Here is a 13,098-nt window from a genome sequence, read left to right on the forward strand (position 1 = left end):
AATGTCGGGCCCGGTTACGAGTGCGGCGAATTATAAATGGAACCGGTTCCAGTGCCAAAGGTATAAATGCAATTCATTGCATCCAAAACCGCAATAATTGAAAAATCCGGAAGTCGAAGCGCGTGAGGATGGCGCGCGCCGCACGCGGGGCGACGTCGCGCGGCGCGGCACCGCGTGCTGCGCTGCAGTGCGCGGTCCCGGGAGCGGCTGGTTGCTTGACTTCCCCTCGGCCACCGCTACCCTTTTTTTTATTCCGATACGGCGATCGAACGATGCATGCGCAACGGCTCCGTCCGTGCGGTTCGCCGATACGCGCACGCATGACGACAACGACGCATACCCATGGAGGCGACTCATGCTGATCGGCGTGCCGAAAGAGATCAAGAACCATGAATATCGCGTCGGCCTTACCCCGGCCGGCGCACGCGAGCTCACGCGGCATGGGCATCGCGTGCTCGTGCAGCGTGGTGCGGGCACGGCAATCGGCCTGCTCGACGACGACTACACGGCCGCGGGCGCCATGCTGGCCGACGACGCCGGCGACGTCTTCGCGCGCGCCGACATGATCATCAAGGTCAAGGAGCCGCAGCCGGCCGAATGCGCGATGCTGCGGCGCGGGCAAATTCTTTACACCTACCTGCACCTCGCGCCCGATCCCGAGCAGGCGGCCGCGCTGGTGAAATCCGGCGCGGTCTGCATCGGATACGAGACCGTGACGGGGCCCGGCGGCGGCCTGCCGTTGCTCGCGCCGATGAGCGAAGTCGCGGGTCGTATGTCGATCCAGGTCGCCGCGACCCACCTCGAGAGCCCGCGCGGCGGCCGCGGCGTGCTGATGGCCGGCGTACCCGGCGTGCCGGCCGCGCACGTGGTGATCCTCGGCGCCGGCGTCGTGGGCACCGGCGCACTCCAGATGGCGGTCGGCCTCGGCGCACGCGTCACCGTGCTCGACACGAACGTGAGCCGGCTGCGCCAGCTAGACCTGATCTTCGCGAACCGGATCGCGACGGTCTGCTCGAACGCGCACACGATCGAAGAAGCCGTGCGCGACGCGGACGTCGTGATTGGCGCGGTGCTCGTGCCGGGTGCGTCCGCACCGCGGCTCGTCACGCGCGACATGATCGCGACGATGCGCACGGGCGCCGTCGTCGTCGACGTCGCGATCGATCAGGGCGGCTGTTTCGAGACGTCGCATGCGACGACGCATGCCGATCCGACGTTCGTCGTCGACGGCGTCGTCCACTACTGTGTCGCGAACATGCCGGGCGCGGTCGCACGGACGTCGACGTTCGCATTGAACAACGCGACGCTCGGCCATGCGCTCGCACTCGCCGACAAAGGCTGGAAGCGGGCGATGGCCGACGATCCGCATCTGCGCGCCGGCCTGAACGTCTGCGACGGGCACATCACGTACGAGGCCGTCGCGCTGGCGCTCGGGCTGCCCTACGTGCCGGCGGAAGACGTGCTGAACTGACGGGCACGCGATGCATGACGGCGTGCGCGCGCCGTCAGGCGGCGCTCGGGCAGATGCGCCGGGCCGTGGTGCTCGTGCCGCTTGCGCCCATCGTCCTCGCCGGCAGCGGTTGCGGTTGCGGTTCCGCGAGCGTGCACAGCTTCGCCGCGAAGTCGGCACCGATCGACGGGATTGGCGCGAGATCGCCCGCGTTCGCGATCATCGCGGGAATGTCGCGCCCGTAGTCGTCAATCGTGCCGGACGCGTCGCGATTCGCGCGCACCCCTGAACGGATGCGCATCCTGGATTTCGCGCATGTCGGAAACTTCAGCGAATACGGCCGCGCACTCGTCATTGCGGATCGGCATGATCGGCGTGGCTCGCGTTCCACGTAGATGGCGTCGTGCAATGGCGCGACGGCGTCGATCCGGCCGTCGCCGCATGTCGACGGCGGCGCTCGCCCGGTGGTCATCCTGCGCCGGCTGCCGGTAGCGTGCGGCGCGGGGCGCGCGATCCGCACGGCCCCGGCGCCGACATCAGAGCGATGCGCGCGGTGTCGTCGCGTAGCGGCGCTCGTACACCGACTGGCAATGCGTGCAACGTTCGGCGGACGGCAGCGCGAGCAGCCGCTCGTAGCCGACCGGCGCATCGCAATCGATGCATTCTCCGTAGCTGCCGTCGCGCATGCGCTGCTGCGCACGCGCGATCGCGCGTAGCTCGGCCAGCTTCATCCCGATCAATGCGTGGTCGGTGTCGACGAACAGATCGGCGTTTGCTTCGTCGCCCTCGTCCGGCGCCGCGCCGGCGAGTTCGGCATAGGACTCGAGCGAGCGCTGATCCTCGCTCGTGCGAATGTCCGCCCGCAACGCCTGCTCGCTGTCGGCCAGCAGCCTTTGCAACGTCTGCCGTTGTTGCTGATCGAGCGCCATCGCCGTCTCTCCTTTTCCGGTTCCGCGCAATCAGACATGCGGCGCGCGGTTTTCGCGGCGGTGCGCGGCGGCCATGCATACTCGCTTGCCGCGCCCGGATGCACGTGCGCCCGCACGAAACGGCGCACGCATTCGACGCAGCATAAACCCAATGAACCCGCATGTGTTGACCGGCATCGGCAGCCGCGAGCGAGCGGACGCGGCGCGTGCCGCGCGCGAAAGCGGGGACGGACGCGAATACGGAGCGCCGCTCATTCGTCTGACGCAGCCGCCGTTGAGGTCGATCAATCCCCTGTACAAAGTTGCGTCATAGATTGAGCGCATGCGCGGCGGATTCGCCCGCTTTGTTCTTTTCGAGGAGAGAGCGATGTTGTTCGGCGTCGTCATCTGGGTAGCCCTGGCGGCCCTGTTCCCGACGATGGTCGTGCCGACGATCCAGCACGCCATCCAGCCATCGAGCGCGCAGGCCGCACCCGACGAGCGCCCGGCCGCGTCGCCCGCCGCGTTGCCGGCGGCCGGGCAGCCGCCGGCGGACGGCTGAAGCGCGGCCGGGACTGTGCGATCGCAGCGGGCGTAGATCACGCATCGCACATCCGCGACGATTGGCAATCCTCTACATCAAAATGCGTTGCGCCCGATGAAGCCGCGCACGATCGTCAGCAGGATGATCTTCATGTCGAACCAGAAGCTCCAGTTCTGCATGTAGAACAGATCGAACTTCACGCGCGCGGCCATCGCCTCGACCTTGCGCGTCTCGCCGCGATAGCCGTTCACCTGCGCCCATCCCGTGATCCCCGGCCGCACGCGATAGCGGTACATGTAGCAATCGACCAGTTGCCGGTAGAAATCGTCGTGTTCGATCGCGTGCGGACGCGGGCCGACCACCGACATCTGGCCGAACAGCACGTTGAAGAACTGCGGGAGTTCGTCGAGCGACGTACGCCGCAGGAACGCGCCGACGCGCGTGATGCGCGCATCGTTGCGCGACGCCTGGCGCACGACACCGGGCGGTGAACGATGCGCGCGCATCGTCCTGAACTTGAGGATGTGGAACTCGCGGCCGTCGGCGCCCTTGCGGCGCTGCCTGAACAGTACCGGCCCCGGCGACGACAGCTTCACCGCGACCGCCAGCACCGCGAGCAACGGCAGCAGCGGGATCAGCACGGCGACCGCGAACAGCCGGTCGAACGCGAATTTCGCCCACAACTCCGGCGCCGAGCGCGGCGTGGTCGCAAGGTTGATCGCGGGCATGCCGAGCACGTCGGTCGCGGAGCGTTCGACGACCGCCATTTGCCGCACGTCGGGCAACAGCCGCAACTCCACGAACTCGTCGCGCAGTTCGCGCACGATGCGCCCGATGCGCGACTCGTGCGACATCGGCAGCGTAAGCCACGCTTCGTCTATCTCGCCGCTGCGAATCATGCGCTTCAGCGCGGCCCAGTCACCGATCACCGGCACGCCGCCGATTCCGTCCGCCGCCACGGCCGAACCATCGTCGTCGAACACGCACGCGGCTGCGAACGGCCCGTCGGGCTCCAGCTGCATCCGCTCGATCGCGACGCGTCCATATGCGGTTGCGCCGACAATCGCGACCCGTCGCTGGCGCGCGCGCGGATGGCCGCGCTGCAACACGAGCGTGCACATCGCGAGCCTGCCGACCAGCAGCGCCGCGTCGCCGGACAGTATCGTGCGCGCGATCCAGCGGGTCGTGACCGTGCCGCTGCGATTGAGGATCCAGCTTGCGCCCGCCATCGTCAGCGCGCTCGCGCACAACACGGCCACCACCGTGCGCGTGAGCATCGAACTGCCGCGGGGCATCGACGCCCCAACGTGCGGCGCACGCGCGGCGTCCGGCAGCAGCGCGACGGTCAGCACGCACAACAATGCAATCGCGCCGCGCTGCGCGTCCGACAGGTCGTGCCACGCAATGCGCATCGCGGCCTGCGCCGCAAGCACGCCCGCCAGCATGAGCGCGACGTCCGCCGCGGCGATCGCTGCGTGCCGCGTCGCAATCGTTCCACCCGACATCGAATGCATCGTCACGCACCGTGTGCCGGGAAACCGCCATGCATCTCCGGCAGCCGTGCCCGCACCGGCATCGACCTCGCGCCGGCTCGCGCACCCAGCAGCCGCCGATAGTCTGCGCGGATCAGCTCGTAACATTCGCATGCCTGACGCTCGAGACCATCGCGATCGATCACGGTGATGCGCCCGCGCCGCTGACGGATCAGCCCGGCTTCCTGCAGGTTGCCGGCCGCTTCCGTCACGCCTTCGCGACGCACGCCGAGCATGTTCGCGATCGTCTGTTGCGTGACCGCCAGTTCGTCGCCGTCGATCCGGTCATGCGCGAGCAGCAGCCAGCGGCTCAACTGTTCGCTGACCGAATGATGCCGGTTGCACAGCGCGCTGCGCGAAATCTGCGCCATCGTCGCCTGGCAGTAGTTCAGCAGCAGCCGGTAGGTCGCCGGCGAACGCTCGAATTCAGAGCGCATCACGCAGGTCGGCACACGATAAGCCATCCCGCCGATGCGCACTTCGACGCGGCTCGACACGGCGATGCCGCCGACGAGCGTTGCCAGCCCCACGACTCCCTCGCGGCCGACGACCGCAACCTCCACCATCGCGCCGTCCTCCATCAGGTGCTGCACCGACATCATCGCAGTCGTCGGGAAATGCAGGTGGCGCATCGGTTCGCCGACCCGGTCGAGCATGCCGGCCTTGATCCTGACCAGCTCGAGGTGCGGTGCGATGGCCCGGATGCTGTCCTCCGGGAGGGCATTGAGAATGGCGTTCGCCGAGAAGCTCGAGTGAAGATGAAGCATGGCTGTTTCCCTTTTTTGTTCCGCGCCGCATGCAGCCGCGTCGACGGAATTCGTTATCGCAATGCGCGTACGTACTGCGGCCCGGGTTGCGGCCCACAACCCCGGATCGAACCGGCCGCCGGCTTCTCCCCGACGGATCGATTCGACAGTCCCGCTTCGACACGCCCGCCCGAATAAGCGATTTACGTGCCAATACCGGCTCGTCCTTAATATATGAATGACAGTCGTTTTAGAACGGCCGAATAACCGTCTCGGAACCACAAAAAATGTCTCATTTCCGGACACCCGGCGCCGCAGCGGACACGTCGCGCGATTCGACTGATCAATGGCGACGCGGCGCGCAGCGGCGCCAGCAGCGCGGCACGGCGCTGTTCGTTCAAATACTTACGCGACCTTTTCAATCGTTTCCGTGATGTCTCACCGCGTCTGCCGCTGCCGCCAGCGCGTCAAATGCTCGTTTGAAACTGTCTCAAATTTGAATCGCCCCACTCATTATCGAATTTGTGGCCAAACGCACACATGACATACAAGAGCATGATTTTATTAAGGAAATAAGAGCCACCCTCACGATTGTCAAACACTGTTCAATGCCATCTATATTTTTTTCTTGTAGGATTCATCGCGCCGCCCGATTCATTCCAGAACGGCGCCGAATTCTCCGCTTATCTGCCAATCCATTTCAGGTCGATTAATACATGGAAACGAAAACTTCAAATTCACATGACATTCTTCATTTACCCGAGATCGTCAAACTTTGTGAAGTGACAAAGTACCGGGCTTATTGAATTAAATTGCGTGCTAGCCTTTTCGCGCGGTCGGCATTCCAATTCCGACCAATCCAAAATCCGCACGTGCGTGCTAAATGCCGCCAGGATGCCGCGCATGCCGTGCGATCGCCCTCTGCGAGGATGTGCCGTGACCTACCAGGCCAATGACGCTGCCGCCCACACTGGCGGCATGATCGATCTTTCCCCGAGCTTCGACGCCAACCGGTTTCTCGCTGCCCTCGATCGCGACGAGCGCGCGACGCTGATTGCCAACCTGCAACTGGTTCACCTGAAGTCGGGGCAAGTGCTGTGCGAACCCGGCGAAATGCTCGCCGCGGTGTACCTTCCCGTAACGACCGCGATTTCGCTGCAGTACGTGTCGTCGGGCGGCATGACGCTCGAAGTGGCCGAGATCGGCAGCGAAAGCATCGTGTGCGACGACGTGATCGGCGGCAGCGGCCGGATGCCGTGCCGCGCCGTCGCGTGCCGCGACGGCTTCGTCTATCGGCTCGACCGGCGCGTGTTCGCCGCCGCGTTCGACGCGTCGCCGGTGATTCGGCATCTCGTGTTCGTCTGTGTGCGGCTGCTGATGGCGCAGGTTTCGCAGATCACGTTCTGCAGCCGTCATCACGTGCTCAAACATCAGTTATGCAGATGGTTCCTGCTCGCGTACGACCGCTCGCGCAGCATCGAGATCCAGGTCACGCACAGCATGCTCGCGCAGATGCTCGGCGTGCGCCGCGAAACGGTCACCGACGCCGCCGGCGAAATCCAGAAGCTCGGACTGATCCGCCAGTACCGCAGCTCGATCGTGCTTGCCGATCTCGGCGGCCTCGAGAAGCTGTCGTGCGGCTGCCGTGCGATCGTGCGCGACGAGATGAAGCGCATCCTGTCGGCCGATTCGGGCGTGGCGGCCGCCGCACGCGCGTGAGCCCTGCGGCTTTTCGGCGCGCGCGGGCGCGCCGAGTCAGCGGATTGTAGGGTGGCGAACAGATCGCCGTGCGCGCGAATGGTCTACTGATGCCGGACTGCCGGGGGGAATGTCAGCGCGATGCGCGCGTCCGCCCGCGCGGACGACACCATGCACGCCGGAGCCGCACGTGAAAAACGACATCAGAACCATCCTCAAGCACGTCGCCCACCTCGAAGCCGCGATCGATTCGATCGGTGACGGGGACGACCTTTACGAAGCGGGCCTCTCCTCGCTCGATACGATCCAGTTGATGCTCGCGATCGAGAAGCAGTTCAACATCGAGATTCCCGACGAGATGCTGAACCGCAATCTGTTCCGCAGCATCGATGCGCTCGCGGACACGATCGCCACCCTGCAACGCGCCGAGCATTCCGCATGAGCGCGCTACTTCCGGAATTCGCCGCCGGCGGCGAAACGCACCGCCTCGACGACGCCGCGCGCGCGGTCGCGCAGATCGCGGCCCAGCACGCGGATGCGGTCGATCGCGACGCGCGCTGCCCCGTCGAGGCGATCGAGGCGATGCGCGCGCGCCGCCTGCTGAGCGCGATGGTGCCGACGCATCTCGGCGGCGCCGGCGCATCGCTCGCCGACATCGCGTCGGCATGCTCGATTCTCGGCCAGGCCTGTGCGTCGTCGGCAATGGTGTTCGCGATGCACCAGATCCAGGTCGCCTGCATCGTCGATCACGCCGTCGACCAGGGCTGGCACAAGCTGTTCCTGCAGCAGCTCGTGCGCCATCAGTGGCTGCTCGCGTCGGCGACGTCAGAGGACGGCGTCGGCGGCAACCTGCGCGCGAGCCAATGCGCGCTCGACACCAACGGCGGCGAGTTCCGGCTGCACAAATCCGCGCCGACGATCTCGTACGGCGATTATGCGGACGGCATCCTCGCGACCGCGCGACGCGACGCCGACGCGCCGCCGTCCGAACAGGTGCTCGTCACGCTGCTGCGCGACGGCTATACGCTCACGCGGCGCGGCGAATGGGACACGCTCGGCATGCGCGGCACGTGCAGCAACGGCTTCGTGCTCGACGCGCAGGGTGCGACCGTGCAATGCCTGCCGGTGCCGTTCGCGCAGATTGCCGAACAGACGATGGTGCCCGTATCGCACATTCTGTGGGCCGCGGTATGGATCGGCGTGGCCGGCGACGCGTTCCATCGCGCGCACCAGTTCTTCCGTGCGCAGGCGCGCCAGACCGACGGCGCGCCGTCGCCCGCATCGCGACGCATCGCCGAATCGCTCGCGCTGATGCAGGCGATGCAGTCCCGTGTCGACAACGTGCTGCGCCTGCAGGCCAGCCCGACGACGCGTTCGTGGTCGGCCGGCATGGCCTGGGCCGCCGAGATCAACACGTTGAAGACGTATGTGTCTTCGACTGCGCTCGAGGTCGTCCAGCAGGCGATGATGATCTGCGGGATGGCGGGCTACAAGCACGGCACGCCATACAGCATCGGTCGCCACCTGCGCGACCTGCACGCGGCGCCGCTGATGATCAGCAACGACCGCATCGCCGCCAACACCTCCAACCTGCTGCTCGCACTGCGTCCCGCGACGCTGGAGAAACACTCGTGAACGATCGCCTTTCCGTGCCTTCCCCCGCTCCCGCCGCTGCGCCGCCGGACGCACCGCTCGACCGTGCGGGCGTCAACCCGCTGCGCGACGAACTCATCGACGCGGGCCTGCTGGTATCGACCGGCATCCAGGGCCTGTTCGGCCGCAGCCAGCGGTTCGAGCGCGTCGTCGAAGCGCTCGACGCATTCGTCACGCGCATCGGCGCCGACCAGCAAGCCGAAGTGCTGCGCTTCCCGCCGGCGATGAGCCGCATGGAATTCGAGCGCAGCGAATACATGAAGAGCTTTCCGCAGCTTGCGGGCAGCGTGCATGCATTCTGCGGCGACGAACAGCGGCACCAGCGCGTGCTGCAATGCCTCGACCGCGGCGAGGACTGGACAGAAAGCCAGAAGCCGACTTACGTCGTGATGACGCCCGCCGCGTGCTACCCCGTCTATCCGGTCGTCGCGAACGCGGGTGCGCTGCCTGACGACGGCCGCATCGTCGACGTGTTCTCGTACTGCTTTCGCCACGAGCCCTCGCTCGACCCGACGCGCATGCAGCTGTTCCGGATGCGCGAATACGTGCGTATCGGCACGCCCGAGCAGATCGTCGAATTCCGCCAGACGTGGATCGAGCGCGGCACGCGGATGATCGACGCGCTGCGCCTGCCCAATGCGATCGATCTGGCGAACGATCCGTTCTTCGGACGCGGCGGCAAGATCGTCGCGAACAGCCAGCGGGAACAGAACCTCAAGTTCGAGCTGCTGATCCCGATCGAGCACGACGGCCGGCAGACGGCATGCCTCAGCTTCAACTACCACATGGATCACTTCGGGCTGCTGTGGGACATCCGCACCGCGACGGGCGACGTCGCGCACACCGGCTGCGTCGGCTTCGGCCTCGAGCGGCTGACGCTCGCGCTGTTCCGTCATCACGGTTTCGATATCGACGCGTGGCCCGCGGACGTGCGCGACGTGCTGTGGGGCACGCGATGAAATTCGTATCCCGCGGCGGCGAAGATACGTCGTTCGAGGACGTGCGCCATCGCGCACGCCACTATCGTCCACACCCGCTGCACAGTCAGGAGATGGTCTGGAAACAGACCAACTGCTACGTCGACATGTGGCTCGAGGTGCTTCGCTGGTGGGGTCTCAATCCGTACGCGGCGCTGCCGTTTACGATCGCGCTCGATTTCGAAGGCGACCAGTTCACGTTCTTCAAGTTTCCGCACGACGAACTGGAGCGGCTCTACGGGATCGTCGTGCAGGAGCATTCGATCTACGAGCCGCTTGACCAGCACATCGAGACGCAGGTTGCACGCGGTCACCTGGTGATCGTCGAGGTCGACGCGTGGTTCCTGCCCGACACGCGCGGCAGCAGCTACCGCACGCAGCATACGAAGACCACGATCGGCATCGATTCGATCGACCGCGCGAACCGCCAGATCGGCTATTTCCACAACAGCGGCTATTACGTTGCCGACGATTTCGACTACAACGGGCTCGTCGGCAACAGTTCGCCGATGCCGCTGCCGCCCTACGTCGAATGCGCGAAGCGGCGATTCCCGCCGCTCGACGAGCGCGCGCTGTGCGAAGTGTCGCTCGCATCGCTGCAGCGGCATTTGCGCCGTGTGCCGATCGTCAACCCGGTCGCAGCATTCCGGCGCCAGTTGCAGATCGATGCGCAAGCGCTCGCCGATTCCCCGCTCGAGCGCTTTCATGCGTACTCGTTCAATTCGGTGCGGCAGCTCGGCGCGAACTTCGAGCTGTTCGGCCACTACGCGCGTTGGCTGCAGGCGAGCGGTTGCGTCGGGCCGTTCGCCGAGATCCGCGCGGCGTGCGATCGGATCGCGGCCGAAGCGATGGTGCTCGAATTCCGGCTCGCACGTGCGTGCGCGCGCGGCAAGGAAGAGCGCGGCGACGGGACGCTCGATGCGATCGAGACCGCATACGGCGACCTGATCGACTGCGCGCGGCAGATCGCTCCGCCGCTGCGAGTTGCGGCACCCGTTCGTGTCGACGCGGCCCCCGTGCCGCTGGCGCGGTGACGCGCACGCGCGCCGCACGCACGTGGTCGATGCTGGCGACGGCGGCGGGCGCCGTGCGTGAACCGCGCGCGCTTCCCGCCGGCGCCGGCTGGATCGCAGCTCCGGTGCCCGGCACGGTCGCGCAGGCGCTTGCGCTGGCCGGCCGCAGCGACGACGCGGCGTCGCTCGCCGAGCGCGACCACTGGTATCGCGTCGACCTGCGCGGACACGGGCCGCGCGTGCTGCGTTTTCACGGTCTCGCGACGCTGGCCGAAGCGTGGCTCGACGACACGCCGATCTTGCGCTCGGACAGCATGTTCGTCGCGCACGACGTCCCCGTAACGCTCGACGGCGTGCATCGGCTGTACATCTGTTTCCGCGCGCTCGCGCCGCACCTGCGCGATGCGCGCGCGCCTCGCCGTGCACGCTGGCGCACGCGTCTGGCCGAACCGGCGACGCTGCGCGCCGTGCGCACGTCGCTGCTCGGGCACATGCCGGGCTGGTTTCCCCGTTGCGTGCCGACCGGTCCGTGGCGGCCCGTCGACGTTCTCGACCCGGCCGACGGCCCCGTGCTGATTCATTGCGATCTGCACGCGCGCGTCGACGGCGACACCGGCTGGCTCGATGCGGAACTCGCCTTCGCGGCGCCGCTGCCGGACGCGTTTACGGCCCGGCTGTCGTGCGGCGAACACCAAGCGACGCTCGAGCGCACCGGCGCCGACCGGCTGCATGCGTCCGTCGCGGTGCCGAACGTGCGCCGCTGGTGGCCGCATACGCACGGCGAACCGGTGCTCTACGACATCGCGCTGCACATCGGGGCGGAGCGCCGACCGCTCGGCGCAACCGGCTTTCGCACGATCGAACCGCATGCGGGCGACGACGGCAAGGGCTTCGGGTTGCGCGTAAACGGCGTGCCGGTGTTCGCGCGCGGCGCGTGCTGGAGCAGCGCCGCACCGCTCACGCTGCACGCAGACGACGCAACCTATGGCCGCCTGCTCGGGTACGCGCGCGACGCCGGCTTCAACATGATCCGCGTCGGCGGCACGATGACTTACGAGGCCGATGCATTCCACGCGTGGTGCGACCGGCTCGGGCTGATGGTCTGGCAAGACTTCATGTTCGCGAACTTCGACTACGGGCTCGACGATCGTGCACTGGCGGACGCCGTCGATCGCGAAGCCTCCCAGTTCCTCACGCGCCACCGTGCGTCGCCGTCGCTTGCGGTATTGTGCGGCGGCAGCGAGATCGCGCAGCAGGCCGCGATGTCGGGGCTCGGACCGAGGCAGCGCTTTCTCGAGTTGACCGCCGAACGCCTCGCGAGCCATGCGGCAGCGCGACGGCCCGATACGGTCTACGTTCCCGATTCGCCCGACGGCGGCGTGCTGCCGTTCGTGCCGCGCGAGCGGGTGTCGCACTACTACGGTGTCGGCGCGTACTTGCGCCCGCTCGACGACGCGCGTCGCGCCGACGTGCGCTTCGCGAGCGAATGCCTCGCGTTCTCGAACGTGCCATGCGATGCGATGCTCGCCAGCCTCGGCTGGCCGGGCGTTCACGAGCCGCGCTGGAAAGCGGCCGTGCCGCGCGACCCTGGTACTTCGTGGGATTTCGACGATGTTCGCGACCACTATCTGCACACGCTGTACGACGTGGCACCGGACCGGCTGCGGCGCGAGGATGCGTCGCGCTACTTCGAGCTGTCGCGCGCGGTGATCGCCGACCTGATGCGCGACACGTTCTCCGAATGGCGTCGCACGGGTTCGCGCTGCGCAGGCGCGCTCGTCTGGCAGTTCCAGGACGTGATGCCGGGCGCCGGATGGGGGGTGATCGATGCGGCGCATCGCCCGAAGTCCGCGTGGTATGCACTGCGCCAGGTGCTTCAGCCGGTGCAGGTGCTGCTCGTCGACGAAGGGCTGAACGGGGTCGACGTGCACGTGATCAACGAACGCGCGGCGCCGCTGGCGGCCGCCGTCGAGCTCGTCGCGCTGCGCGACGGCCGCACGCCGGTTGCACGGGCCGCCGGGCCGGTCCGGATCGCCGCGCACGATACGATTCGGCTCGGCTCGGCCGAATTGCTCGGCCGCTTCTTCGACTGGACCTATGCGTATCGCTTCGGACCTTGCGAGCACGATACCGTCGTCGCGACGCTGCGCGGCGACGACGGCACGCTGCTGTCGCAGGCGTTCTACTTTCCGTCCCGCACGCATCCGGCCGTGTTCGCGCGCCGTGAACCCGGCATCGAAGCATGCGTGTCGCGCAGCGGCGGTACGTGGCACGTCGACATCGACACGCGCCACGTCGCGCGCCACGTGCAGATCGATGCTCCGGGTTACGTGCCGCGCGACGAGTGGTTCGATCTCGCGCCCGGCACGCCGGCGCGGGTCGCGCTGATACCGCTCGCCGCCCCCGGTGAAGCGCGGGCCGACGATGTGCCGCCGAGCGTCGAGATCCGTGCGGTCAACGCTGCACGTAGCGTGCGCGCGACGCCGGCCGGCTGACGCTGCCGGCGCGATTCGGAACGACGCGCAGCCGCGCGCGGTTGCGAGTTAAGAGGTTACGCGCTTGCGTCGCCGCACTGCG

General features: G+C 67.1%; 11 protein-coding genes and 1 pseudogene. 8 read left to right on the top strand and 4 right to left on the bottom strand.

Features of this window, described 5'->3' with window-relative positions:
* Window positions 1-355: 355 nt before the first annotated feature.
* A complete protein-coding gene (gene ald / locus KDW55_RS05840) occupies window positions 356-1,471 on the top strand; it encodes an alanine dehydrogenase (RefSeq protein ID WP_212160005.1) in 1,116 nt (371 codons plus the stop codon).
* A 136-nt stretch (window positions 1,472-1,607) separates the two neighbouring features.
* Here the strand turns inward: ald and KDW55_RS05845 are convergent.
* Window positions 1,608-1,818: pseudogene (locus KDW55_RS05845) on the bottom strand (helix-hairpin-helix domain-containing protein); the annotation flags it as partial.
* Between the two features lie 168 nt (window positions 1,819-1,986).
* Complete coding sequence (locus KDW55_RS05850) at window positions 1,987-2,379, bottom strand: TraR/DksA C4-type zinc finger protein (RefSeq protein WP_040139666.1); 393 nt, start codon at window positions 2,377-2,379, stop codon at window positions 1,987-1,989.
* Between the two features lie 367 nt (window positions 2,380-2,746).
* Between KDW55_RS05850 and KDW55_RS05855 the strand changes: the two genes are divergently transcribed.
* Window positions 2,747-2,920, top strand: coding sequence for a hypothetical protein (locus KDW55_RS05855; RefSeq protein WP_167432669.1), 174 nt, complete (start codon window positions 2,747-2,749; stop codon window positions 2,918-2,920).
* Window positions 2,921-2,997: 77 nt separating this feature from the next.
* Here KDW55_RS05855 and KDW55_RS05860 read toward each other — a convergent pair whose 3' ends face one another.
* Window positions 2,998-4,407 carry an undecaprenyl-phosphate glucose phosphotransferase gene (locus tag KDW55_RS05860; protein WP_212160004.1) on the bottom strand — a complete coding sequence of 470 codons (1,410 nt, stop codon included), beginning with the start codon at window positions 4,405-4,407 and terminating at the stop codon, window positions 2,998-3,000.
* 11 nt (window positions 4,408-4,418) lie between these two features.
* Entirely contained in the window at window positions 4,419-5,201 is a 783-nt protein-coding gene (locus KDW55_RS05865) for a Crp/Fnr family transcriptional regulator (protein ID WP_212160003.1), read from the bottom strand.
* 915 nt (window positions 5,202-6,116) lie between these two features.
* Between KDW55_RS05865 and KDW55_RS05870 the strand changes: the two genes are divergently transcribed.
* The 6 genes from KDW55_RS05870 (at window position 6,117) to KDW55_RS05895 (ending at window position 13,016) form a co-directional block, all read left to right on the top strand.
* The gene (locus KDW55_RS05870; protein ID WP_212160002.1) at window positions 6,117-6,899 is read left to right on the top strand and encodes a Crp/Fnr family transcriptional regulator; all 783 of its coding nucleotides are present in this window, start codon (window positions 6,117-6,119) and stop codon (window positions 6,897-6,899) included.
* Between the two features lie 169 nt (window positions 6,900-7,068).
* A complete protein-coding gene (locus KDW55_RS05875; RefSeq protein ID WP_040139663.1) occupies window positions 7,069-7,320 on the top strand; it encodes an acyl carrier protein in 252 nt (83 codons plus the stop codon).
* A complete protein-coding gene (locus KDW55_RS05880; RefSeq protein ID WP_069242889.1) occupies window positions 7,317-8,513 on the top strand; it encodes an acyl-CoA dehydrogenase family protein in 1,197 nt (398 codons plus the stop codon). The genes KDW55_RS05875 and KDW55_RS05880 overlap by 4 nt, the downstream gene beginning before the upstream one ends.
* Window positions 8,510-9,490, top strand: a complete 981-nt coding sequence (locus KDW55_RS05885; protein ID WP_209825569.1) for an amino acid--[acyl-carrier-protein] ligase — start codon at window positions 8,510-8,512, stop codon at window positions 9,488-9,490. The genes KDW55_RS05880 and KDW55_RS05885 overlap by 4 nt, the downstream gene beginning before the upstream one ends.
* Window positions 9,487-10,542 carry a DUF1839 family protein gene (locus KDW55_RS05890; protein WP_209825570.1) on the top strand — a complete coding sequence of 352 codons (1,056 nt, stop codon included), beginning with the start codon at window positions 9,487-9,489 and terminating at the stop codon, window positions 10,540-10,542. The genes KDW55_RS05885 and KDW55_RS05890 overlap by 4 nt, the downstream gene beginning before the upstream one ends.
* The gene (locus KDW55_RS05895; RefSeq protein WP_069242888.1) at window positions 10,539-13,016 is read left to right on the top strand and encodes a beta-mannosidase; all 2,478 of its coding nucleotides are present in this window, start codon (window positions 10,539-10,541) and stop codon (window positions 13,014-13,016) included. Before KDW55_RS05890 ends, KDW55_RS05895 begins: the two co-directional genes overlap by 4 nt.
* Window positions 13,017-13,098 lie beyond the last annotated feature (82 nt).

The organism is Burkholderia sp. AU19243 (genome assembly GCF_018148075.1).
GTDB lineage: Bacteria > Pseudomonadota > Gammaproteobacteria > Burkholderiales > Burkholderiaceae > Burkholderia > Burkholderia latens_A.

Coding starts and splice junctions, on each gene's coding strand:
- KDW55_RS05860 (WP_212160004.1), bottom strand. CDS start 4,407: ATGTCGGGTGGAACGATTGCGACGCGGCACGCAGCGATCGCCGCGGCG.
- KDW55_RS05880 (WP_069242889.1), top strand. CDS start 7,317: ATGAGCGCGCTACTTCCGGAATTCGCCGCCGGCGGCGAAACGCACCGC.
- KDW55_RS05855 (WP_167432669.1), top strand. CDS start 2,747: ATGTTGTTCGGCGTCGTCATCTGGGTAGCCCTGGCGGCCCTGTTCCCG.
- KDW55_RS05850 (WP_040139666.1), bottom strand. CDS start 2,379: ATGGCGCTCGATCAGCAACAACGGCAGACGTTGCAAAGGCTGCTGGCC.
- KDW55_RS05865 (WP_212160003.1), bottom strand. CDS start 5,201: ATGCTTCATCTTCACTCGAGCTTCTCGGCGAACGCCATTCTCAATGCC.
- ald (WP_212160005.1), top strand. CDS start 356: ATGCTGATCGGCGTGCCGAAAGAGATCAAGAACCATGAATATCGCGTC.
- KDW55_RS05890 (WP_209825570.1), top strand. CDS start 9,487: ATGAAATTCGTATCCCGCGGCGGCGAAGATACGTCGTTCGAGGACGTG.